The sequence below is a fragment of the Alistipes provencensis genome (assembly GCF_900083545.1).
GTDB lineage: Bacteria > Bacteroidota > Bacteroidia > Bacteroidales > Rikenellaceae > Alistipes > Alistipes provencensis.
The window spans coordinates 1,448,574-1,473,184 of record NZ_LT559262.1 but is presented as its reverse complement, the minus strand read 5'-3'; the positions used below and the strand labels follow the sequence as shown (position 1 = coordinate 1,473,184).

The 24,611-nt window shown below is 53.3% G+C and carries 22 protein-coding genes; 13 read left to right on the top strand and 9 right to left on the bottom strand.

Translation table 11 applies throughout. The features are described 5' to 3' along the window. The first annotated feature begins 3 nt into the window (after positions 1–3). Positions 4–1,305, top strand: a complete 1,302-nt coding sequence (locus tag BN5935_RS05785; protein ID WP_064976854.1) for a flexirubin biosynthesis putative acyl-CoA ligase FlxY — start codon at positions 4–6, stop codon at positions 1,303–1,305. Between the two features lie 84 nt (positions 1,306–1,389). On the opposite strand, the gene efp is transcribed toward BN5935_RS05785, so the two are convergent. Further along, entirely contained in the window at positions 1,390–1,977 is a 588-nt protein-coding gene (gene efp / locus BN5935_RS05780; RefSeq protein WP_064975285.1) for an elongation factor P, read from the bottom strand. Positions 1,978–2,086: 109 nt separating this feature from the next. Beyond that, a complete protein-coding gene (locus BN5935_RS05775) occupies positions 2,087–2,659 on the bottom strand; it encodes a polysaccharide deacetylase family protein (RefSeq protein WP_064975284.1) in 573 nt (190 codons plus the stop codon). 305 nt (positions 2,660–2,964) lie between these two features. On the opposite strand from BN5935_RS05775, the gene BN5935_RS05770 reads away from it, so the two are divergent. The 4 genes from BN5935_RS05770 (at position 2,965) to BN5935_RS15110 (ending at position 9,438) form a co-directional block, all read left to right on the top strand. Continuing rightward, positions 2,965–4,077 (top strand): site-specific integrase, encoded by a 1,113-nt coding sequence (locus BN5935_RS05770; RefSeq protein WP_064976853.1) that lies wholly within the window; start codon positions 2,965–2,967, stop codon positions 4,075–4,077. A gap of 990 nt (positions 4,078–5,067) precedes the next feature. Beyond that, entirely contained in the window at positions 5,068–8,082 is a 3,015-nt protein-coding gene (locus BN5935_RS05765) for a PL29 family lyase N-terminal domain-containing protein (RefSeq protein WP_064976852.1), read from the top strand. A 24-nt stretch (positions 8,083–8,106) separates the two neighbouring features. Further along, positions 8,107–8,772 carry a hypothetical protein gene (locus BN5935_RS05760; protein WP_147625779.1) on the top strand — a complete coding sequence of 222 codons (666 nt, stop codon included), beginning with the start codon at positions 8,107–8,109 and terminating at the stop codon, positions 8,770–8,772. A gap of 141 nt (positions 8,773–8,913) precedes the next feature. After that, complete coding sequence (locus tag BN5935_RS15110) at positions 8,914–9,438, top strand: hypothetical protein (protein WP_147625778.1); 525 nt, start codon at positions 8,914–8,916, stop codon at positions 9,436–9,438. A gap of 76 nt (positions 9,439–9,514) precedes the next feature. Here the strand turns inward: BN5935_RS15110 and BN5935_RS05755 are convergent, their stop codons facing one another. Both BN5935_RS05755 and BN5935_RS05750 read right to left on the bottom strand, forming a co-directional pair. Further along, the gene (locus BN5935_RS05755) at positions 9,515–10,456 is read right to left on the bottom strand and encodes a phage/plasmid replication domain-containing protein (protein ID WP_064975282.1); all 942 of its coding nucleotides are present in this window, start codon (positions 10,454–10,456) and stop codon (positions 9,515–9,517) included. A gap of 148 nt (positions 10,457–10,604) precedes the next feature. Then, a complete protein-coding gene (locus BN5935_RS05750) occupies positions 10,605–10,898 on the bottom strand; it encodes a helix-turn-helix domain-containing protein (RefSeq protein ID WP_064975281.1) in 294 nt (97 codons plus the stop codon). A 344-nt stretch (positions 10,899–11,242) separates the two neighbouring features. Between BN5935_RS05750 and BN5935_RS05745 the strand changes: the two genes are divergently transcribed. Both BN5935_RS05745 and cls read left to right on the top strand, forming a co-directional pair. Then, complete coding sequence (locus tag BN5935_RS05745; protein ID WP_064975280.1) at positions 11,243–12,253, top strand: DUF4837 family protein; 1,011 nt, start codon at positions 11,243–11,245, stop codon at positions 12,251–12,253. 50 nt (positions 12,254–12,303) lie between these two features. Then, on the top strand, positions 12,304–13,719 hold the full coding sequence (gene cls / locus BN5935_RS05740; protein ID WP_064975279.1) for a cardiolipin synthase: 1,416 nt from the start codon (positions 12,304–12,306) through the stop codon (positions 13,717–13,719). Positions 13,720–13,802: 83 nt separating this feature from the next. Here cls and BN5935_RS05735 read toward each other — a convergent pair whose 3' ends face one another. Genes BN5935_RS05735 through surE form a run of 3 tightly spaced genes read right to left on the bottom strand, consistent with a single transcriptional unit; the run spans position 13,803 to position 16,221 of the window. Further along, positions 13,803–14,438, bottom strand: coding sequence for a response regulator (locus tag BN5935_RS05735; RefSeq protein WP_064975278.1), 636 nt, complete (start codon positions 14,436–14,438; stop codon positions 13,803–13,805). Between the two features lies 1 nt (position 14,439). Then, a complete protein-coding gene (locus BN5935_RS05730) occupies positions 14,440–15,417 on the bottom strand; it encodes a sensor histidine kinase (protein ID WP_064975277.1) in 978 nt (325 codons plus the stop codon). Positions 15,418–15,450: 33 nt separating this feature from the next. Then, a complete protein-coding gene (surE, locus tag BN5935_RS05725; RefSeq protein ID WP_064975276.1) occupies positions 15,451–16,221 on the bottom strand; it encodes a 5'/3'-nucleotidase SurE in 771 nt (256 codons plus the stop codon). 254 nt (positions 16,222–16,475) lie between these two features. Here surE and rplS point away from each other — a divergent pair, with 254 nt between their 5' ends. Beyond that, positions 16,476–16,856 carry a 50S ribosomal protein L19 gene (gene rplS, locus BN5935_RS05720; RefSeq protein ID WP_064975275.1) on the top strand — a complete coding sequence of 127 codons (381 nt, stop codon included), beginning with the start codon at positions 16,476–16,478 and terminating at the stop codon, positions 16,854–16,856. Positions 16,857–16,996: 140 nt separating this feature from the next. On the opposite strand, the gene BN5935_RS05715 is transcribed toward rplS, so the two are convergent. Together BN5935_RS05715 and BN5935_RS05710 are read right to left on the bottom strand one after the other, a co-directional pair. Then, positions 16,997–18,301: an MFS transporter gene (locus BN5935_RS05715; RefSeq protein ID WP_064975274.1), complete on the bottom strand. Its 1,305-nt coding sequence runs from the start codon at positions 18,299–18,301 to the stop codon at positions 16,997–16,999. 36 nt (positions 18,302–18,337) lie between these two features. Next, positions 18,338–19,327, bottom strand: coding sequence for a polyprenyl synthetase family protein (locus BN5935_RS05710; protein WP_064975273.1), 990 nt, complete (start codon positions 19,325–19,327; stop codon positions 18,338–18,340). A gap of 87 nt (positions 19,328–19,414) precedes the next feature. Between BN5935_RS05710 and BN5935_RS05705 the strand changes: the two genes are divergently transcribed. From BN5935_RS05705 to truB, 5 genes are read left to right on the top strand one after another with little or no spacing between them, the layout of a single operon-like run. Next, positions 19,415–21,907, top strand: a complete 2,493-nt coding sequence (locus BN5935_RS05705) for a YfhO family protein (RefSeq protein WP_064975272.1) — start codon at positions 19,415–19,417, stop codon at positions 21,905–21,907. 4 nt (positions 21,908–21,911) lie between these two features. Further along, positions 21,912–22,793 carry a cell division protein FtsX gene (locus BN5935_RS05700; RefSeq protein ID WP_064975271.1) on the top strand — a complete coding sequence of 294 codons (882 nt, stop codon included), beginning with the start codon at positions 21,912–21,914 and terminating at the stop codon, positions 22,791–22,793. After that, the gene (locus BN5935_RS05695; RefSeq protein ID WP_064975270.1) at positions 22,794–23,051 is read left to right on the top strand and encodes a DUF3098 domain-containing protein; all 258 of its coding nucleotides are present in this window, start codon (positions 22,794–22,796) and stop codon (positions 23,049–23,051) included. A 7-nt stretch (positions 23,052–23,058) separates the two neighbouring features. Further along, positions 23,059–23,844, top strand: a complete 786-nt coding sequence (locus BN5935_RS05690; protein ID WP_064975269.1) for an undecaprenyl-diphosphate phosphatase — start codon at positions 23,059–23,061, stop codon at positions 23,842–23,844. A gap of 5 nt (positions 23,845–23,849) precedes the next feature. Continuing rightward, positions 23,850–24,575, top strand: a complete 726-nt coding sequence (gene truB / locus BN5935_RS05685; RefSeq protein WP_064975268.1) for a tRNA pseudouridine(55) synthase TruB — start codon at positions 23,850–23,852, stop codon at positions 24,573–24,575. The last annotated feature ends 36 nt before the right edge of the window (positions 24,576–24,611 follow it).

Sequence of the window (24,611 nt, the reverse complement as noted above, 5' to 3'; positions counted from 1 at the left end):
ATGATACAACGGAATCCGGCGATCCAGTTCGCCTCTTCGGACAAGATCAAAGTCTGGCAGGAAGAACGCCTGCAGGAAGAACTCATTTACCTGCAGGAACATTCGCCGTTTTACAGCGGGCTGTTCCGCCGGGCGGGGGTCGACCCCACGGCGATACGCCGCATCGAGGAGCTGCAGCAGCTCCCGGTGACGACCAAGGAGGACCTGCAACGGCATAACGAAGCCTTCCTGTGCGTCCCCAAACGCGAGATCGTCGACTATGTGACGACCTCCGGGACACTGGGCGACCCGGTGACGTTCGCCCTGACGGAGAGCGACCTCCAACGGCTCGCCTATAACGAATACCTCTCGTTCTCCACCGCCGGGATAACCCCCGATGACGTCATGCAGTTGATGACGACCCTCGACCGGCGGTTCATGGCCGGACTGGCCTACTTCATGGGCGCCCGCGAACTGGGATGCGGCATCATCCGCGTCGGGAACGGCATTCCCGAGTTGCAATGGGACACCATCGCCCGCATACGCCCCTCATTCTGCATGGTCGTTCCGTCGTTCCTGACCAAGCTGATCGCCTATGCCGAACACAACGGGATCGACCACAACGCCTCGTCACTCCGCAAAGCGGTCTGCATCGGCGAATCGCTCCGCAATCCGGACATGACGCTCAACGTCCTCGGACAGCAGATCGCGTCGAAATGGCCCGGCCTGAAGCTCTACACGACCTACGCATCGACCGAAATGCAGAGTTCGTTCACGGAGTGCGACCACGGCTGCGGCGGGCATCTCCAACCCGAACTGATCATCGTCGAACTGCTCGACGAAAAGGACCGTCCCGTAGCCGAAGGCGAAGCCGGGGAGGTGACGATAACCACGCTCGGCGTGCGCGGAATGCCGCTGCTGCGGTTCAAGACCGGAGACCTGTGCTACGGCTATCCAGAGCCCTGCCGCTGCGGGCGCAACACGCTGCGGCTGAGTCCCGTGATCGGGCGCAAGGGCCAGATGATAAAATACAAGGGAACGACCCTGTACCCGCCGGCGTTGTTCGACATCTTGGACAACGTCCCCTACCTCGAGAATTACATCGTCGAGCTGTCCAACGACGAGAACGACAAGGACCGCATCACCGTGCGCGTCGGGCTGAAACCCGGGCCGGATTTCGACGTGGTCAAAGAGCTGAAAGACCGCTTTCGGGCCAAGATCCGGGTCGCCCCCGAGATCGCGGTCGACGACAGCGCGGTCATTCACCGCATGAACTTCCCCGAGATGAGCCGCAAGTCCGTGAAGTTCGTCGACCTGCGCCGATAAGCGAGGCCCGGAATCAAAAAAAGCGCGTTGCAACCGGTTCGGCTGCAACGCGCTCTGCATTTGGCATTTCCCGCAGCGGACGCCTTATTTGATGCGCTCGTAGTACTCGCGGGTGCGGGTATCGACGCGGATCTTGTCGCCCGTGTTGATGAACAGCGGCACACGGATCGTGGCGCCGTCCTTCGCCGTCGCGGAGTTTACCGTGGCGGGTTTCAGCGAGTTGGTCGATGCCGTATCGCCTTTGATGCCCGGCTCGGTGTAGACCACCTCCATGTCCACGATCGGGGGAAGTTCGGCCGAAAGGACCGACTCTTTCTCGGTATGGAACATCACCTCGACGATCTGGCCGTCGGTGATCAGGTCATAGTTGTTGATCAGGTCCTTGTCGATGTTGATCTCCTCGAAGGTCTCGGTGTGCATGAAATGCGCTCCCAGATCATCCTCATAGGTGAACTGATAGGGACGGCGCTCGACACGCACCTGCTCGATCTTCTGGCTTACCGACGAGAACGTGTTCTCCAGCACACGGCCGTTTTCCAGATTCTTGAGTTTCGAACGGACGAAGGCAGGGCCCTTGCCCGGTTTGCAGTGCTGGAAATCGACTACGAGGAACGTCTTGCCGTCCATTTCGATGCACATGCCGATCTTGATGTCAGCTGCTGTAATTGTCATAGGATATAATTTTATAATTGTTGTTTTTTCGCGGCGCGAAGTTACGAAAAAAATCCGAAAATTCCTATTCCCTGAGCCACAGCCCGCTGCAAACGCCCGCAGAACACGCTCAGAGCTCTATCGCCTTGCATTTGAGACCCATCTGCCGAATCTTCTCCAGCGTGCGGGGAAGCGCATAACGCATGTTGCGGAACGCCTTTTCGCTGTCGTGGAACACCACGATGGCGCCCGGCGCGAGGTATTTCGTGACGTTCTTCAAACAGGTGCGGGGCGAGAGGCGGCGGTTGTAGTCGCGCGAGATGATGTCCCACATCACCAACTTGTAGCGCTGGCCCAGAAAACGCGCCTGCGCCGGGGTGATACGCGCATAGGGCGGGCGGAACAGTTCGCTGTGAACCAGATCGTTGGCGAAATCGACATCCTCCGTATAGCGTTCGAGGCTCATGCCCCAGCCTTTCTGATGCGAGTAAGTATGGTTGCCGACCTTGTGCCCGGCGTCGAGGATGCGCTTGTAGAGGTCGGGGTACATCTCGACGTTCTTGCCCAGCACGAAGAAGGTCGCTTTGGCATCGTACTTGTCCAGTGTGGAGAGTATCCACTCGGTGACGCCCGGCGTGGGACCGTCGTCGAAGGTGAGGAACACCCCGTCCTCGTCGTCGATCTCCCAGATCAGGTCCGGCATCAGGCGCCGGATTATTTTCGGTGGCTTAAAACGCATGTCGGCGCAAAAATAGTGAAAATCTACACAATCGGAAAGGGAATCCGCCAAAACATGCAATGTCAAAAAAGCACAAAGAACGGCAATTGATCCGTCTTGTGTTCCCAAAAGCCAAAATAATATCTGCCGATGGCGGACTCTCCTTCCTTGTCGCTGTGCGTAATCTGTTACTCCGCTGTTACCCCGTTTTCAATAAAAAAACAGCCTTAGAATCGAATCGTTTCGGATTTTCTCGAATATACATAATAACAATTTAAATTATAATGTATATGAAAGAAAAAGAGATTATTAGGCTACGCCATAAAAAATTGCGAAACGGGCAGACATCCCTCTATTTAGACTTTTACTTCAAAGGAGTGCGACAATACGATTTCCTGCGATTATACCTCGTTCCGGAACAAACAAAAGCAGACAAACTCAAAAACGAAGAAACACTCCGCCTTGCCAATGCCATCAAAGCACAACGAACGGTCGAGTTCTTTAATGACCTGCACGGCTTTACAACCCGCAAAGCCGATGTCAATTTGATTCAATATGTCGAATGTGTGGCGGAAAATAAACGTAAATGCGGAAAAACGGGAATGGAAGCCTCACTGCAATCACTAATATACCATCTGAAAAAATACAGAGGGAGTAAAATCATGTTGAGAGACGTGACAGTTAAGTATTTAAATGGATTCATCCACTATCTTTCAAATGCAACATCCATCAACTCCTCCACGATATTGAAAAAATCGACGCAACACAATATGTTCGTAAACTTGAGGATGGTCATTCACCAAGCTATCAAAGACGAATTGTTGACGATAGACCCGACGAAATCAGTGGATGCGCCAAAAACGATACAAGCGCACAAGGAGTATCTTACCGAACAGGAGATCAAGTTATTAATCGACACTCCTTGTAAAAAAGAAGATGTAAAAAGATCGTTCTTGTTTTGCTGTTTCACAGGCTTGAGGTTTTCAGATGTCAGTTCGCTGAAATGGGGTCAAATTTCAACCGGGAATGACAATACGATGCACATCAACTTTCGACAGAAAAAAACAAAAGTCGAAAACTATATCCCACTATCAGAAAATGCAGTTTATCAATTACCGGACAGGAGTACGATAACGAACAATGAGCCGGTGTTTCAAATGCCGACAGAGACAGTAATGCGAAAAGTATTGAAACAATGGGTATCAGATGCCGGAATAGACAAACATATCACGTTCCATTGCAGCAGACACACTTGCGGAACTTTGTTGTTGAACTCCGGGGTGGACATCTATACCGTCAAGGAGATATTGGGACATACCGATATCGGAACCACCATGCAATATGCAAAGGTCGTTGACAGAACGAAACGAAAGGCAGTCAATAGTATCCCTCCCCTATATTGATCTTTGTTGAACTCGGTGTATTATCTCAAAAAGACCGGGATTGTCGTTACGGTTGACCCGTATCGAGTCGGAACAAGGTGTGACGTCGAGTGTTTTAAGTAAATTGTTGCAACACGACAAAAATCGTAGGGAATAACAATAGTCGAGATTCAAAGTTCGGAGACGATTGAACCTGCAATTCAGAACCGTAAGGAAATGACACAACATTATATCGAGGTGGGACAATTCACATCCGGGACAAAACAAATAATTCAGTTTATAGTGATTCCGTAATTCGAGTTTTTTGACGGGATTCCATCCGCAATTCAAATAGGTCAGATTCGGGAACGATTCGATCCCTGCAAACGACTCGATCCCTCGGTGGGAACAATCTATCTTCGTAATTCGTAAAGTATCGTAGGGGGATATTTTACCCTCTTTATCGACGACAAGATCATAGGTACCGACCAGATAATCGAAGAAATTGGAATCGGGGATTTGAATTCCGTATCGATAAGTTCGTTCGGTGACTTTGTAAGTAGGAAAATCCATAGGTAGATTCGTTTTTTTGTATTTATCGAGAGGAAAAACCGGCAACATACTGAGAAGATACTGAAAGTAAAATAGTGATTTTTTGGAATATTCGGGTTAAATTTGTTCGGCAATACCCCGTTGAGTGTGTTGATATTAGCAAACATTTTTATACCTTTGTGGTGTTCCCGTGGGAACAACATATTATTGATGAAAGTGTTTTGCTTTTATCCTTGACAGGAAATCTGACAGTTTTCAAGAATACAAGGATAACAATAACACTCATCACTTGTATTGGTATGTTCATATCTCAACATATCAGACAGGTGTGGGGTATTGTTTATTTGTATTCGGGTTTTGTCAGAACCTCCTGTCAGATAAACAAACAACTCCACACTTTCTTTTTTGATTGAATCCACCATTTGGGAGTTGAATGGTAACTACAATTTGAATGTTCAACCAATTCAAACAATAGTTGCTATGAAAAAAATTCTATCGGTATTTTGTATTGCCACTTTGTTATTTGCAAGTTGCAGTGACGAGTATGACGATTCGGCATTGACCGGACGTGTGGATAATCTGGAAAATCGTATTGCCAAGTTGGAGGAGCTTTGTAAACAGATGAACACAAATATTTCATCGTTGCAAACCATTATAACTGCATTACAGAAGAATGATTATGTTACGGGAGTTGCTCCCATTACGCAAAACGGAAAAGAAATCGGTTATACGATCTCGTTCAGTAAAAGTGATCCGATCACAATCTATCATGGTAAGGACGGGCAGGACGGAACCGATGGGTCTGACGGAAAACCCGGAGCTGACGGACAAGACGGTCATACTCCTGTTATCAGCGTCGAGCAAGATGCCGACGGTGTTTATTACTGGACGCTTGACGGTAAATGGCTGACGGACGACAGCGGTAATAAAATCAAAGCCGAGGGGACAGACGGAAAAGATGGTGCAGACGGAGAAGATGGAACGGACGGAGAAGATGGAACGGACGGCGCGAACGGCAAAGACGGCATTACTCCCAAACTCGAAATCAGAGAGGGATATTGGTACATTTCCTATGATAACGGAACAAACTGGACACAGTTGGGCAAAGCCACAGGTGAGGATGGAAAAGACGGCGAAGATGGCATTGGCGGTGATTCGATGTTCACGAATATCGACTATGAAACCGATTCCGACTATGTAATCTTTTCGTTATCGAACGGCACGCAAATCAAACTGCCTACATGGTCTGCGTTCGAAACTCTGAAAACACTCTGTAATCAAATGAATACCAACATTTCGTCCTTACAGACGATTGTCACTGCCCTGCAAAATAACGATTATATTACAGAGATCACTCCCATCATACAAGATGGCACCGAAATCGGTTATACGATCAAATTCAACAAAAACAATCCGATCACAATCTATCATGGCAAGAACGGACAAGACGGAACCGATGGGTCTGACGGAAAACCCGGATCTGACGGACAAGACGGCCACACTCCTGTTATCGGAGTAAATCAAGATACCGACGGTGTTTATTATTGGACGCTTGACGGCAAGTGGCTGACGGACGACAGCGGTAATAAAATCAAAGCCGAGGGGACAGACGGGAAAGATGGTGTAAACGGTTCAGATGGAGAAGATGGAACGGACGGCGCGAACGGCAAAGACGGCATTACTCCCAAACTCGAAATCAGAGAGGGATATTGGTACATTTCCTATGATAACGGAACAAACTGGACGCAATTGGGCAAAGCCACAGGCGAAGATGGAACTGATGCCGTTTCGATTTTCAAGGAAATTACCCAAGATGAAGATTATATCCATTTCAAATTGCAGGATGATTCGGTCGTTTCTGTACCCAAACATCACCCGCTGTCGATTGCATTCACCGAAACAGAGGATATTCGGGTACTGGCCGATAAAACCTACTCGATAGGTTACACGATTACGGGTGCCGATGAAAATACTGTTATCAAGGCATTGGCACAAGACGGTTTCCGGGCTGTGGTAAAAAAGACGGATGCTGCAACCGGAACCATCGAAATTACTACTCCGAGTACGATTCTGCCGAGCGAGGTATTGATATTCGTTTCCGACGGTAAGGAACGAACGATTATGCGTTCGATCAACTTCGTCGAAGGTGTCATCGTCATCACGACTAAATCCTACACGGTCAATTATGGCGGCGGTACGGTCACAGTCGATCTATCGACCAATATCGACTATACGGTCGAGATTCCCGAGACAGACAAATCGTGGATTTCTGTTGCCGACACACGCACCCGAGCCGTGATGCGTGATGAGACATTGACATTCACCATTGCGGCCAATCCGGCACTGTCGGTGCGTTATTCAACAATCCGATTGGTTGATGCCCTCGGTGTAACATCCGAAACAATTCTTATTACGCAGAAATCGGGAACATCGCAATCCGTCCACGTTGCAACGGCAGGAACACTCGACCAACTTATCAGCGCCGAAAACAAGGATATCATTGAGGAACTGACTATTACTGGTAAGATTAATACATTCGATTTCGATTTTATCAGAACCTTGAAAAATCTCAAGGCTCTCGATATTTCGGGAACAGACAATACAACGATTCCGGCAAGTTGTCTGGCCAACAGCACAATACCAACAGTATTATTACCATTGCATTTGACTGCTATTCCCGACCGGGCATTTTATCAAGCCAAAATTGCATCGCTCTATATTCCTGAAAAAGTACAATCCATTGGAAATTACGCTTTTTATAACTGTTCTTCCTTGAGGGGCGATCTCGTGATTCCCGACGCTACGATATCAATAGGTGATTATTGTTTCTCATCTTATGGTTTCGCTGTTGATGGTATTGATGCACTCGGAATCTTAAAACTCGGCAAAGGCGTCCAAATTATTGGGATAAGTGCATTTGAAGGAGCCCAGTTAACGGGAGATTTGACTATACCTGACAATGTTATATTGTTAGGAAATAATGCGTTCAAAGATTGTAACAGGTTTTCTGGAAATCTTACGATCGGAAATAGTATAAAAACGATTTCACTGTCTGCTTTTGAAAATTGCGACAAACTGTCTGGCACAATCAAAATCGGAGAAAATGTAGAACGTATAGAAAAGAACGCATTTGCTAATTGTTCGAAACTTTCAGGAAATTTAGTCATTCCAGATAAAGTCACAACAATACAAGATCAAGCATTCTATAAGTGCCGTGGATTCTTTGGATATTTGATACTTGGAGAAAGGATAAACAGGATTGGAACGAGCGCCTTTCTTCACCTAAATTTCTCAAAGATATATTGTAAAGCTCAAACACCACCTACTATATCTTATTATTATGCAAACTACCAAGTTATTAACGGTACTTTTATTGCAGGTGAGTATCCAACCAGATATTCATATTTAGGCGTTCCTACGGGATGTCAATCGGCATATAAAGCAGTAGACGGATGGACTAAATCTTTCGAGTTAATCGAAGAAATCGAATTGTAACTATGTATTTTAGTTAAACAGAATATGAATACACAAGAAAAAATGCAACAAGAATTGGAAAAGCAATTGCACGAACAGTATGCAATCAACAACAATGCGAACCTCGGCAGTATCATTGTATTAATAACAGCTTTGATTGCGGTATTCGGGGCATATGGCTATATTTATTTGCATTCCAGTATTGAATTTGCAGCAAATTATGGCGAGTTATATAAAGAAGGTTATTTTTCTTTGGATGCCTTATTACTTTCAGCAACTGCGGTCTTTTACGTTCTGGTCATCATGTACCGTCTATGTCTTTATCAAGGTACGCAACAACGTAAAGAACAGTTCATCACCTATGCGATCCGACATAAGTATTACGGCAACTTGAAAGAAATTACACCCAAAATTTTTCCGGATGGCTATCATCCATTCGGAAAAGAAGATAAGTTCGTTCAAGGAATTTATGGAGAACTTCTCCCGATATTCAGTTGGTCGTTTGGGATTATAGCAATTAGTGTTTGTATAAAACTGATTGATAACATCTGCAAATATTATCAAGGCACGACCTGTTTGAGTGTCTGGGTATCTTTGGGCGTATTCTTGGTCTCGATTATAGCATCAATCGTATTACGGCATCGTTATTCCAAGGAACACCGTAAACAATATAAAGAACGAGAACAGGAGTTTGCAAACATAAGACCTTAATAGACTTTTAGAATCTGAAAATAAAAAACGGCTGAATATCAGCCGTTTTTTTTAGTTTCTTGTCATTTTGAAACAACATCTGCTCAAGGTAAATTTGGATTATAACAATATTATTTATATCTTCCATAAAATTAAAGTGTTATGGAAGAAATTTTCAGCCCTCCGGTTTCCGATTCATGTTATTGGATTGTTACTTTAGGAATATATTGTTGTAGAACTGAACGAGATCGGACCCAACTCGGCCAACGAATCATACCTATACGAAAGAATGTCACCCACTTCCTGCCAAGAATTCCTGCAAATAAAACACGTCATACCACTAATGAACTATTAAAGTTTGAACAATTAGGGAGATATATGTGGCCATCTGGCTGCACGAATTTAAAAAAATTTTGTTGGGGTATTTATCGTATCAGAGAAAGATATCAAACCACGGATGATATTACCGATAAGCAATTATTAAAGTTGGTTGATTGTTGGCGAGATCAAGATCGAGATCAAAAATATATTGGTACTAAATATTCTAAAAATCGAGAGGGTGTAAAAGATTATCAAGTTTTCGTCCTTGATCTTGAACATATTTTCCCTCAACCTATTTGTATAGCCCAGAATGATCGGTGTTACAAATATTATAATTTAGACGCCGGTTTTTTACGAAAAATTTAATGTCCCAACAAGAAACCGAGAAAAATCATCATTTTTTGACGAATTTTTCTCGGTTTTTCTTGTGATTGTATATTTTTTACACCCCCTCAACGAGTGTATTCAACTCCTCGATAAGAGGACTACGGACGACTCCTATCGATTTGTTTTGCATCAATTCTTTGGTTTGACGTTTAATCTCCCCCAGTTGCCGATCGTTCAAATTCCCAATTTCGTGTTGTTGTTCAAAGATTTTGAAGAATTCAATCATCCCTCCCTGTTGTTCGACCAGCAATAACATCCCGATTTTGTTCAAATCCCTGAAACCCTTGCAACCGGCAATATCGATCTCGTATTCGTTGACTTTGACAATATTTTGATATACCGATCTCCAATAATCGACAATTCGATTATAGAACTGTACATCATACAACATCGGAACAGTCACTTTGTTCACTTTAAAAATTTGTTTGATGTGATTTTTCAAACGAAGTTCATACCGCAATAAATTTTTGTTTTGATATTCCGGTGGAACGTAATCTTTGCGATGGGTAGTCTCTTTGATCTTGTTATAGAATACCAACTGTTTCCGATCAGAGACCGAACTGTAGTACAACCCCTCTATCCCCTTGCAGAACATTTGTTCCAGTCGTTTGTAGTAAGGGAGATCTCCCAAGTGGTAGAAATAGGATTCCGGAGGATAGGTAACCTCAAAGTTGTATGCAATATCCATCCGGGAAACGGTTGCATTGTTCAACGAGATATGCAACGTGTCGGACAACTTTTCAAATGCAAGTCGGGTATCAGTCCTCGTAAAGTTGACCACGTTGTTCCCGTGAAGGAACTTGCAGAGACTGCCGTTACCGATTCTGAGTTCATTCGCATTCACCAGAACAGAAAGATTATCCACGCAAGACTTGAATGTCGTTGTTCCGGATTTTGTTTCGGTAACAACGACATTCAGATCACGGGTTATTGTTTCGACGAAATTCAATTGGTAGGTATCAATCGATTTAAGATTTATATTGATGCTATCGAACATAATTTAAACAAATATTTTGTATTAAAAACAATATTAATATATGCAACGGATTCGTCTGAAACCATCGAGTGATTCCCGGTACAAATCCACTGCATGATATTGATGTTATTCGTCATAGTCGTTCGATACGCTAATTTATAATATATATTCATCGCATACTACCGTATTTTTTCAGATCGAACATCGCAGCTCGTTGTCGAATCTCTGCGTCGGTGTCCTGCGGATTTTTCAACAGCCATGCTTCAACTTCGTCTTTGTGAAAAAAGATTTTCTTGCCGTTCGGTTTATGAAACGGAATCATTCGATCGCTGGTCAGGTGATACAGGTAGTCTTTACTCAACCCGTACATCAACGATACGTCATCGGGCGTCAATACATTTTTACAGCTAATTAACAACAATTGCTCTATTTTCTGCAATTCTTTCAAAATTTCAGTTCCCATAAAATTTAATTTTTTATTTTAATTATTGTTTAAGGTCGAATATAACCAACCCTTTTCTTGATTATATTTGACTTTAACAATTTTGATTAAAATAAGAACAAAAAAATCCTCGACCCACCGGATAGAGGATTGTCAATAAACTATGTATTAGTTGGTTATATTTGCAGTAGAAACAAAAAAAATAGCAGTTTTGTTACTTAGCTGTTACTTGAAAAGAGGCCCGATACTTGTAATGAATTGATTGCAAACCTAATAATTGAGAACATGTTGAATTATAGTGAAAATCCGGGCCATTTGGAAAAAATATGCCTATATTTGTAGTAGATTCAATTTCAGACCGCAGCATGAAAACTATCCTCCGTATCGCATTGGTTGCCGCCGTCATCGCGACGATGACGGGCTGCGACGCCTTCAACACCCTGAACAAATCGAAAAAAAGCGCGCAGGGAAAACCCTACGAGCTGATCGTGGTATGCCCCCAGACGGAGTGGACGGGCGAAGTCGGGGATTCGCTGCGCGCGATATTCACCGCTCCGGTGCCCTACCTGAACCAAGTCGAGCCGATCTTCGACGTGCTGCGCGTCACCGAGCGCGGTTTCACGGGTATGATCGCCGACCACCGCAACATCCTCAAAGTAATCGTCGATCCTTCTCTGGAGCAGACTTCGACGGCCGTGCAATACGACGTCACCGCCGATCCGCAGATCGTGCTGACGCTTCAGGGCCCCGACGACAAGGCCGTGGTGGAGTATCTCTCGCAGCACCGCGGGGAACTCGTCCACGTCCTCGAGCAGGCCGAGCGCGACCGCGCCCTCAAAGCCAATGAAACCTACAACAACCCCGGCGTCGAGGCGGCCATCCGCAAGACGTTCGGCGTCGAAATGCGTATCCCGAAGGGATACCTGCTGGCCGCACAGAAGGAGGATTTCATCTGGGCCCGCAACGAATACCCCACCGCCAGCCAAGGATTTTTCATCTACTCCTACCCCTACAAAGGCCCGGAATCGCTCTCGGCCGCGGCTCTGACCGCCGCCCGCAACAAGTTTGCGGCGCTGATCCCGGGTCCGTCGGACGGCTCGTACATGATTACCTCGGACGCCTTCGAGCCCGACTACCGGATGTTCCGCCTCGAGGGGCGCCTGTGGTGCGAACTGCGCGGATTCTGGGACGTGCAGGGCGACTTCATGGGCGGTCCGTTCGTGAGCTACTCGACCGTGGATACGGCCACCAACCGTGTCTTCACGCTCGACTGTTACGTCTACGCCCCCGACCTGAACAAACCCCGCAAGCGCAACTACATGCGCGGCGTCGAGCATCTGCTCTACTCGGTGCAGTTCCCCAAGCAGGCGGAGTAGTCCGGAAGCCTGCGGCGCACGGCGCCGCATGAAACGAAGAAACCGACAATATGCAGCAAATACTGACATATACGTTCCTCGTTCTCTATACGGTCACGATCCTCAGCATCGTTCTGGTCATCATCACCGACAACCGGAACCCGCTGAAGACCCTGCCGTGGATCATCGTACTCGTGTTCGCACCCGTCGTAGGGCTGCTGTTCTACTTCTTCTTCGGGCAGAACCTCTCCAAACGGCGCATCATCTCGCGCCGCACGCGCAGGCGCATCACCATGCAGCTCGAGGAGGCCCGCGACGCCGGGCATCCCGGGATTCCCGAGGAGTACCGCCCACTGGCCACGCTCCTCTACAGCACGACCCACTCCGTACCGCTTTACGGCAGTTGCATCACCCCCTACACCGACGGCACGTCGAAAATGGAGGCCCTGCTGGCGGAGATCGCCCGGGCGAAGCACCACATTCACATTCAGTATTACATCTTCTGCGACGACGAAACGGGCTGCCGGCTGCGCGATGCGCTGGTGGAGAAGGTCCGGCAGGGGGTCGAGGTACGCATCCTCTACGACGACGTGGGGTGCAGCGGTGTGAAAAAATCCTTTTTCGAGGGGATGCGCCGCGAAGGGATCGAGGTCTTCTCGTTCCTGCACGTCAAATTCCCGCTCTTCACCAGCAAGGTCAACTACCGCAACCACCGCAAGATAGCCGTCATCGACGGCCGCGTGGGATTCATCGGCGGCATGAACATCGCCGACCGTTATGTCCGCGGCACGGAGTGGGGTTCGTGGCGCGACACCCATTTCCGGGTCGAGGGCAGCGGTGCGGCAGGACTTCAGGTGTCGTTCCTGAGCGACTGGTCGGCGACCACCAAACAGCACATAACGGGTGCGGATTACTTCCCCCAGTCGGAGCGCCATACGGACAACATCCTCCAAATCGTCCCCAGCGGTCCCTTCGGCCAATGGCGGGCGCTGCTGCAGGCCGACAGCTACGCCGTCTCGAACGCCCGGCGGCGAATCTGGATACAGACCCCCTACTACCTCCCCTCGGACGTGCTGAACACGGCCCTGCAGGTGGCGGCGCTGGCCGGAGTCGACGTGCGGCTGATGCTCCCGGCACGCTCCGATTCGAAGATCGTGGACCTTGCGTCGCACTCCTACCTCGACGACATGATGAAAGCCGGCGTGAAGATACTCTTCTACAAGCCCGGATTCCTGCACTCCAAACTGCTGATTATCGACGATATGCTGACGGTGATCGGCTCGGCGAACATGGATTTCCGCAGTTTCGAGCACAATTTCGAGATCAACGCCTTTGTCTACGACCCGGAATTCACGGCCCGCATGGACGCCGTGTTCCGCGACGACGCCTCGCACTGCCACGCCCTGACCCCCGGTGAATGGTTCAACCGTCCGCGGCCGCGCCGCTGGGCGGAATCGCTCATGCGGGTATTCTCCCCGCTGCTGTAATCCCCGCCCGACAAAAGGCGGGTTTTTGATTATCTGTCCCGGACCGCCAGAGGAGTGCAAAAAGCGCCCGTGAGAATCGAAAACTAAATGTCGACGATGCCGTTGCGAATGGCATAGACCACCAGCGAGGCGGTGTTCTTGCAGCCGGTCTTTTCGAGGATGTTGGCGCGGTGCTTGTCCACCGTGCGCTTCGAAATGAAGAGTTCGTCGGCGATCTCCTGATTCGACAGCCCCCGGCAGACCGCCACCAGAATTTCGCGTTCGCGCGACGAGAGCTGTTCGTCGGCGGCGTCCTCGCGCGTGCGCATGCGCCCCGTAAGCGACGAGAGCAGTTGCGGCGAAAAGTAGCTGCCGCCGTCCATCACCGTCCCGATGGCGTCGATCACGTCGCCGATATCGGAATCCTTCAGCAGGAAGCCCCGGGCCCCGGCTTCGACCATCCGCGAATAGTAACTCTCCTCACCGAACATCGAAAGGGTGATGATTTTCAGGTCCGGACGCCGCGCCAACGCCCGTTCGGTCGTCTGTGCGCCGTCGAGCCCCGGCATGGAGAAATCCATGAAGACAATATCCGCCTGCACGTCGTCGAGCATGGCCAGAAACTCCTCGCCGCTGGCCGCCTCGCCCACCACGCGGCAATCCGCACAGCGCTCGAGCAGCCCCCGCAGTCCGTTGCGGAAGAGCGAATGGTCGTCTACAAGTATAATCCGGCGCTCCATATTACCGGCGGCGATGTTTGCGGTGTTTGGCAGGCGCGGGGGCCAACTGCGTGTTGACGTGGATGGCGGCACGCATCCCCTTGCCCTTAGCCGACGATATATCGAAGGTCCCGCCCAGCGAATTGATGCGCGAGGCGATGTTCGAAAGTCCCATGCCGCAGTCCATCATCGCCTGCGGATTGAATCCCCGGCCGTTGTCGGTATAATCGAGCGTCAGCTCGGGACCGTTCTGCGACAGCGAGAGGTTGACGGCCGTGCAAGCCGCGTGTTTGAGCGAGTTGTTGATCAGCTCGCAGATCACCCGGTAGAGGATGACTTCGATATCGGTGTCGTAGCGTTCCGAGCGCAGGTTGGTCGTGAAACGAATCTTCACGTCGTGCATCGCGGCGCTCTTGTCGATAAAATTCTGTATGCCGCGCGCCAGTCCGAAATCGTTGAGCACATGCGGCGAAAGGTTGTTCGAAATCTCGCGCAGCGAACGGATCGCCTCGTCGATGACATAGGTCGTGTTGTCGATGATCTCGCGCTGGTCGGCGTTATGCTCCTCCCGCGAGAGAGCCGTGAGCGACATCCGGGCCGACGAAAGCAGCGGCCCGAGGCCGTCGTGGAGCTCCTTCGAGAAGCGCGAACGGGCTTTCTCCTCGGTGCGCAGCACGGCCGTGAGGATGCGCTTGTTGAGCATCGACCGCTGGCGGTTGAGCCGGTCGATGTATTTGAAGAGCTTGTGGGCGTACATCACGCCGATCGACAGGCAGACCGAGATCACGATACCCAGATAGGCGAACCACCAGCGCGGTATGACCTCGACCCCGGAGGTGATGAGCAACTGCACGAGACGTTCGACCGAGAGCAGCGAGAAACCTACGATGAAGAGAATCCACACCGAATTGTACTTGGTGGTGCGCACCAGCCGCAGGGCGTAACCCGTGGCGACGCACTGGATGACGATGGCGATGACGAGCAGGATTTTGATCAGCATAGGCTTCGGATTTGTCTTAGGGCAAATATAAGACTATTTCAGCACATTGCCAAGATTTTTCAACTGCCGGTAATCGGTCAGGTCCGTCTGCACGGGGACCACCGCCACATAGCTGTTCGCCAAGGCCCATTCATCGGTATCCTCAGCCTCGGGTTCGCCGTTGACGAACTCGCCCGTGAGCCAGAAATACTCGCGGCCCCGGGGGTCTTCGTGGCGGTAGAACTCCTCGCGCCAGAAACCGCGGTTCTGGCGGCAGAGCCGTATTCCCTTTATCGTCTCGGGGCGTCCGACCGGGACATTGACGTTCAGGCACAGCGGCAGTTCGATCTCCGCGGCGAGGATGTCGCCGACGATCTGTTTGCCGTAGACGACCGCCGCGTCGAAATCGGCATCGTCACGGTGGTCGTCGAGCGACAGCCCGACGGCCGGACAACTGTAAAAGCTGCCCTCGATGGCGGCGCCCATCGTCCCGGAGTAGAGCACATTGACGGCCGAATTGGAGCCGTGGTTGATGCCCGAGATCACCAGATCGACACGTTCGTCGCGCAGCAGGTAGTCGAAGGCCATTTTCACGCAGTCGACCGGCGTTCCCGAAAAGGCGTAAATTTCGAGCCCCTCCTCCTCGCGGACGCGCCGCAGGTAGAGGGGATTGTACATCGTGATGGCCTGACTCATGCCGCTCTGCGTCGTCTCGGGGGCCACGACAACCACACGGCCGAAGCCCCGGGCCACCTCGACGGCAGCGGCCAGGCCTTTGGAATCATAGCCGTCGTCGTTGGTGACAAGTATCAGTCTTTCGTTCATCTTTCAAATCGTTTTCCTGCAAAGGTAACAATTTATCGCGCTTTTTTCATGTAATAGTTGCACCGTTCCGAAAATTCTTCCTATATTTGCAGTCCCTTTCGGGCGTATATCAACCTCTTTCATTGGGCGGTACGGCGGATGCGGGCGCGGACGGCAACGGACGCGGCACCCGTGGGATTACAGGCAAAGGATCTGTATGGTAGCCGGAACGCAGCGGAAATGTCGAATGCGAAACACAAAAATTTGTTGCAACAATGAACAAAGACGCAATCATCAAGCTCGTCAACGAGCAGATGTGGCCGAAGACGGACGCCGACGTACCGTCGTTCAAGGCCGGTGACACGATCACCGTCTCCTACAAGATCGTCGAGGGTAACAAGGAGCGTATCCAGAGTTTCCGCGGCGTAGTGATCCAGATCAAGGGTTCGGGCAAGACCAAGATGTTCACCATCCGCAAGATTTCGGGCGGCGTGGGTGTCGAGCGTATCTTCCCCCTCTACTCGCCTCACATCGAGAAGATCGAGGTCAACAAGGTCGGTGTCGTACGCCGCGCACGCATCTACTACCTGCGCGACCTGACCGGCAAGAAGGCCCGCATCAAGGAGAAGCGTATGACCCGCACGGAGAAGAAATAATCCGCAAAGGTTCCGAAAAAAAACAGGGTGTCCCGACGGGACACCCTGTTTTTCGTATGATCGGACCGGGATAAAAAATCCGGCCCGGAGGAAAAATCCATCCGGACCGGACAAGGCAGGGCGAAAACGCCCGCTGATATTTATTCCGTTACGGGAATGTCCTTGTTGACGTTCTTCGAACCCACGAGCGCGTAGTAGAGCAGGTAAGCCAGAGCGACCACGATCACCCAGTAGCTGGTCAGATAACCCATACCGCCGTCGGTGACGTCGACGATCGCGTTCTGGAGCAGGGGCAGGATACCGCCGCCGCAAACCAGCGCCATGAAGATACCCGAAGCCTTCTCGGTGTACTTGCCCAGTCCTTCGACGGCGAGGTTGAAGATACCGCCCCACATGATCGAGGTGCAAAGCCCGATAAGCACCAGCAAGGCCGCGTTAACGGGAACATTCACCAGTCCGAAGCCCTCGGAACCGTTGAAGACGGGCAGGTTGACAGCCACCGCGGGCAGGAACATCGCTCCCAGCGTAAGCAGCAGGCCCACGCCGGAAACGACGGTCAGCATGCTCTTGGCCGATACCTTGCTGCCGATGGCGGCGCCCAGCAGACGGCCGACCAGCATCAGGAACCAATAAGTAGCGGCAACCGATCCGGCAACGGCCTCGGCATTCACGCCGCCGCCCAGCACGTTCAGGTCGGGATTCTGCAACCATTTTTGCAGTACGTTGGGAATACCCACCTCGATACCCACATAGACGAAGATGGCGATGGCGCCCAGAATGAAGTGACGGAACGACAGCGGACCGTATTTCGAAGTCTCGGCACTCTTCAGACCGACCTCCTTCTTGGTCTCCGGAATCTTCGTCAGGCTGATTACCACGAAAGCGAAAGCGAAGATAGCCAGTGCGGCGTACATCAGCGGGAACACGTTGCTGATCTGCGCATTCTTGATGCCCTCCGGGATCAGCAGACCCGTCAGGATGATTACGGCCGTACCGCAGAGCGAGTTGAACGAACCGCCGGCCTGAATCAACTGGTTGCCCTTGTTGCCGCCGCCGCCGAGCTTGTTCAGCATGGGGTTGACGACCGTATTGAGCAGACACATGGAGAAACCTGCGATGAAAGCGCCCAACAGGTAAACGCCGAAACTCTGTGCCGTGCCGGAAAGCGTCTGGATGCCGACGCCGATGAAACCGACGGCGATGGCGACCAGCGCGGTCTTCTTGTAGCCGTACTTCTGAAGCATGTTGCCCGCGGGATAACCCATGATCGCATAGGCGATGAAGTTGGCGAATACGCCCAGCGTACCCATCCAGTTCGGGACATTGAACTGATACTTCAGAATGTCACCCATCGGGGATGCCAGATTCGTTACGAACGAGATCATACCGAAGAGGAAGATCATCACGACGATCGGCAAAACATAGTTTTGTTTTTTTGTCTCCATTTTTATCAATTTAGGTTAATAAGTTTCGGGTTAATATCAGCGGTCCCGCTCGGCGATATAGGCGCAGAGGTTGATTAGCGCCGAGCGGTATTCGGAATCTTCGTAGTCGGCGAGCATCTCCACGGCCCGCGTGACGTAGCTCTGCATCACCTCGGCGGCGAAGGTCAGGCCGCCTTCGTTCTCGACAGCCGAACGCAGGTATTCGACCGCCTCGTCGTCCTCGTAGCAGCGCGCCAGCCGGGCCAGCAGGTCGGCGCGGCGCTCCTCCGAAGCCCGGTCGAGGACCGAGAGCAGCGGCAGGGTGATCTTCCCCTCGCGCAGGTCGTTGTTGGCGGGTTTGCCCGTATGTGCGGAGGGGGTGTAGTCGAGGATGTCGTCCTGTATCTGGAAAGCCATGCCCACGGCCTCGCCGAAGCGGCGCATCGTGGCGACCTTGTCGCGCGTGGCCCCTACGGCCAGCGCTCCGGCCGAGGCGCTGACGCCCAGCAGGCTGGCGGTCTTCTTATATATAATGTCGAGGTAGGCCTGACGGGTCATCGTGCGGTTCTTGGCACATTCGTCCTGCAGGACCTCGCCCTCGCACAGCGCGGCCATCGAGCCGCAGACGTGGGTCACCAGATCGAACTGCCCGCTCTGCAGGCCGATGTTCATGTTCTTGGCAAGGATGTAGTCGCCCAGAATCACGGCCTTGTGCGACTGCCAGCGGGCGTTGGCCGAAGGCTGCCCGCGGCGCATGTCGGATTCGTCGATCACATCGTCGTGGATCAGCGACGCCACATGGATCATTTCGACCAGCATGGCGGCCAGACAGGCCCGACGTCCCATCGCGGCGCCTTTGACCGGGGCGTTCATCGCCGCCGAGAGCATCACCAGCATGGGACGGATCCCTTTCCCGCGCGTGGAAAGGGCATAACGCAGCATATCGGAAAGCAACTCCCCCTCGGCTGTGAACTGGCGGTCGACAAAATCGTCGAAGGCCTCCAGTTCAGCAGTCACGGGTTTATGAATGTCATCGAGTGTAATCATAGGGACAAAGATAGTGATTTTTCGCAATCACGACTCGGGAAGTAACTATTTTTTCGTACCTTTGACAACTGGTTAAGACTCGGTAAAATGGAATTTTCGAACGCTATACGCACAAAACTGCTGCCCGCGGCAACGGCCCTCGTGCTCTTCTTCGTGGTGAGTGCACTCTACTTCGCCCCGCAGTTCCGCGGCGAGGTGCTTCCCCAGCACGACGTCATCCAGTACGAAGGCATGGCCAAGGACATCACCGACATGCGCGCCGCGACGGGCGAAGACCCCCAGTGGACGGGCGGCATGTTCGGCGGGATGCCGGCTTACCTGATAAACGTCGCCTACCCGGCCCAGCTCGTGAAGCGCACCGTCGGACAAGTCGTGAAGATCATGGACACCCCGGCGGCGTTCCTCTTCTTCTCGATGGTCTCGATGTGGCTGATGCTGATGATCTTCGGCGTCAATCCTTGGGTGGGAATCGTCGCGGCGCTGGCCTACGGGCTGTCGACCTACTTCCTGCTGATTATCGGTGCGGGGCACGTCACGAAGATGTGGGCGCTGGTTTACGCCCCGCTGATGATGGGAGGCGCGTGGATGACGCTGAGGGGCAGCATCTGGTGCGGCGCGGCGCTCACGGCGCTCACGGCGTCGCTCGAAATCGGCGCCAACCATCCGCAGATCACCTACTATTTCCTCGTGGCAATGGCCGCCTTCTGGATCAGCGAAGGCATCGTCTCCTTCAAGGAGGGACGCCTGCGCAATTTTTCCCTGCGCACGGCGGCGCTGGCCGCGGCGGGCATATTGGCCGTAGGGTCGAACTTCTCGCCCCTGTGGTACACGGCCAAACATTCGAAAGAGACCATCCGCGGCGGCTCGGAGCTCACCGCGACGGCCGAAACCTCGCAAAGCGGCCTCGCGCTCGACTACGCCACAGCGTGGAGCTACGGCAAGGCCGAGACCTTCAACCTGCTGATCCCCGACTTCATGGGCCGCGAGTCGGCCACGACATTCCCGGCGGACGGAGAGACGGCCGCCGTGCTGAACGATTACGGACTGCGCGGCGCGGCGCAGCAACTGCCCGCCTACTGGGGCACGCAGCCCTACACGGGCGGCCCGACGTACCTCGGGGCCGCGGCGGTGTTCCTCGCGGCGCTGGGCATCGCACTGGCCCGGGGACGCAACAAATGGTGGATCATCGCCGCATGCGTCGTGATGATCCTGCTGGCCTGGGGCCGCAACCTGATGGGATTCACCGAATTCGCGTTCAAATACCTGCCCGGTTACAACAAGTTCCGCACGGTCTCGATGACGCTCGTCATCGTGCAGTGGGCCGTGCCGCTGCTGGGGGCACTGGCCCTGATGCGGCTCTGGAAAGAGGAGATTCCGCGTGAGCGGCTGATGCGCGCGCTGGCATGGGCGGCGGGCGTCACGGGCGGGCTGTGCCTGCTGCTGGCCGTGGCCGGAGGGGCTTTCTTCGACTTCGGGCGCGAGAAAAGCGTCGTGGAGATGACCGACACATTCCACCGCATCTTCGAAGCCAACAACATGCAGTCGTATATCGACCGCGGCATGGATGTCGAGTGGGCCGAAGCGACGGCCGACGCGATGGCCGCCGACCGCGCGGCGATGATGCAGGCCGATGCGTGGCGTTCGCTCGTGATGATCCTGCTGGCAGCGGGCGGCGTGGCGCTGTTCGCCCTGCGCAGAATCAACAAATATGTGTTGACGGGGTTGTTGGCGGGTGTGATGCTGCTGGACCTCGTACCGGTGGACCTGCGGTTCCTCGCGCACGACAAATTCGAATCGGCGCGCCGCCGACAGGTGACGGCCTCGGCGGCCGACAAGGCGATCATGCAGGACAAGGAGTTGGGCTACCGGGTGCTGAACCTTACGGTCAGCCCGTTCAACGACGCTACGACCTCCTATTTCCACCGTTCGGTGGGCGGGTATCACGGCGCCAAGCTGGCCCGTTATCAGGACCTGATCGACCGCTATCTGTCGGGCATCGACGACGGAGTGCTGGACATGCTCAACACCCGCTATCTGATCGTTCCGGGGCAGAACAACCAGCCCGAGCCGCGTCTGCGGACGACGGCCAACGGTGCGGCGTGGTTCGTCGACCGCCTCGTCGCGGGTGAAACCCCGCAGCAGGAGATCGACCTGCTGGGCACGACCGATCTGAAGACGGCGGCGGTGGTCAATCCCCGGGACAAGGCTTTCGCCGAGGAGTGGCAGGCCGGAAGCACCGGGGCCGACACGGCGCTCGTGCGCTCGATAGCGCTCACGGAATACCGCCCGAACTACCTCCGCTACGAATACACGACGCCCGAAGAGGCCGTGGCGGTCTTCTCGGAGATCTTCTACGACCACGGCTGGACGGCCTATGTCGACGGCGAGGAGATGCCCTGCTTCCGGGCCGACTACGTTCTGCGGGCGATGAAACTCCCCGCCGGGAAACACACCGTCGAATGGCGGTTCCGCGCACCGGGATGGACGGCGGTCGAAGGGGTGACGCTCGCGGCATCGCTCGTGATCCTGCTGGGGGCCGTCGCGGCGCTGGTCTATTGTTTCAGGAAGAAAAAAGCGTAAGGTTATGAAAGATGACAAGCGGTTGAAACGAAAGGTCCGCAACTCCTACATCGTATCGACGGTGAGCATCACGCTCGTGCTGTTCCTGCTGGGATCGGTGGGCTACCTGATGGTCGCGGCGCTGAAAGTCGCCGACACGCTGCAGGAGAGCATCGCCGTCACCGTGGAGCTGAAAAACGGCCTTTCGGAGTCACAGCGGGAGGCCATCAACAAACGGCTGACGGCCGAGGAGATGGTCGCGACGATCGCCTACTCGCCCAAGGAGGAGAAGATCGACGATCAGGAGTTCCGCAAAATGTTCGGCAGTTCGTTCGAGGAGATTCTGCAGGAGAATCCCCTGCTGGATTCGTTCGAACTCACGCTGACCTCCGCTTCGGCCGACAAGGAGCTGTTGGACTCGTTCATCGCCGCCGTCGGGCGCATCGAGGGGGTCGACCGGGTGTCGTACCCCGCGCTGATGGCCGAACGGCTGCACGCCACGGTGAACAAGATTCGCCTCGTGCTGCTGCTGTTCGGCGGGGCGCTGCTGGTCATCTCGCTGATCCTGCTGAGCAACACCATCCGGCTGGCGATCTTCTCGAAGCGTTACCTCATCAACACGATGAAGCTGGTCGGAGCCACCAAGTGGTTCATCATGAAGCCCTTCCTCGGGAGCAGCGTCACGCAGGGAATACTGGCCGGCGTGGCTGCCTCGGCGCTGTTCGTCCTCGCGGTCTACGGGCTCAACGAGGCCATACCCGAGCTGATGACCATTGCCGAAGCGGGCAAGATCGCCATCATCCTCGGCTCGATGGTTGTCGGCGGCATCGTCATATCGGGGCTCTTCACCTTCGCGGCCCTCAACAAATTCGTCAACATGAAGTCGAACAAGATATACCTATATTAAATGAAAAAGGAGCAGAAAAAAACGCAGGACCCCGCGCAGGAGGATACGCGCATGCCGCTCACCCGGCGCAACTACGTCCTGCTGGCGATCGGATTCGCCGTCATCCTCGTGGGCTTCATCCTGATGGCCGGCGGCGGCAGCGATTCGCCCGATGAATTCAACTATGCGATGTTCTCGTGGCGGCGCATCACGCTGGCCCCGATTCTGGTGATCGGCGGATTCGTCATCGAGATATATGCCATCATGAAGCGGTACTGATACTGACATGGACACACTGCAAGCTATCCTGCTCGGCATCGTGCAGGGCATCACCGAATTTCTTCCCGTATCGAGCAGCGGACACCTCCAGATCGCCAAGGAAGTGCTGGGCGTGGAGCTCGAAAACAACATCACCTTCGACGTCATGCTCCACGCCGCCACGGTGCTGAGCACCGTCGTCGTGCTGTGGCGCGAACTGCTGAAATTGTTACAGGGGCTCTTCTCGCGGCATTTCAACGAACAGCAGGCCTACATCCTCAAGATCGTCGTCTCGATGATCCCGGCCGGCATCGTCGGCGTGCTCTTCGCCAAGCAAATCGAAGCGTTCTTCGCATCGTTGACCTTCGTCGGAGCCATGCTGATGCTCACGGCGCAACTGCTGACCTTCGCCTACTTCGCCAAACCGCGCGCGAAGAAGGGGATCACCTTCGGCAATGCGTTCGTCATCGGCCTCGCGCAGGCCGCGGCCACGCTCCCGGGCCTCTCGCGGTCGGGCTCGACCATCGCCACGGGGTTGCTGCTCGGCAAGAGCAAGGAGGAGGTCGCCAACTTCTCGTTCATCATGGTCATCCCGGTCATTCTGGGCAAGATGCTGTTAGACATCTGCTCGGGCGAGGTCGCAGCCATGGACATCCCGGCAGGCGCCCTCGTCGGCGGATTCCTCGCGGCATTCATCTCGGGAACGCTGGCCTGCAAGTTCATGATCGAGGTGGTCAAGCGCGGCAAGCTGATCTGGTTCGCCCTCTACTGCTGTCTCGCGGGACTCGTTTCGATCATCTTCTCCATCCTCTGACCCCCATGCCCATGACCCGAGAACCGCTCGACCTGCGCGGCATCAACTTCGAAGACGGCTACATCGCCGTTCTGGACAAGCCCCTCCGCTGGACCTCGACCGACGTGGTCCGCAAGGTCAAATTCGCCCTGCGCAAACTCGGCTACCGCAGGATCAAGGTCGGACACGCCGGGACGCTCGACCCGCTGGCGTCGGGCATCCTGCTGGTCTGCATCGGCCGCGCCACGAAGCTGGTGGACGCCCTGCAGGCCGAGGAGAAGGAGTATGTGGCCGACGTGATGCTGGGCGCCACAACCCCGAGCTACGACCTCGAACACGAGATCGATCAGACATTCCCCTACGAACACATCACGCGCGAAGCGGTCGAGGAGGCGCTCGCCTCGCTCACCGGCGAGCGGCTGCAAACCCCGCCCGTCTACTCGGCCAAGAAGATCGAGGGCACACGCGCCTACGAACTGGCCCGGGCCGGCGAGGAGGTAGCCGTGCGTCAGGCGCTGATTACCATTTATGAAATGGAGATCGTGGAGTACGACCTCCCGCGGGTGCGCATCCGAGTGCGTTGCAGCAAGGGCACCTACATCCGTTCGCTGGCCCACGAAATCGGGCAGGCGCTCCACAGCGGGGCCCACCTCTCGTCCCTGCGCCGCACGCGCAGCGGCGGGTTCACGCTCGAAAAAGCGTATGAACTGGATGATTTTCTGGAAAATCTGCAAAAAATTGAAACAAAATAGCCTTTTTTGCGTATAGAAAATAATCTGTGTATTTTT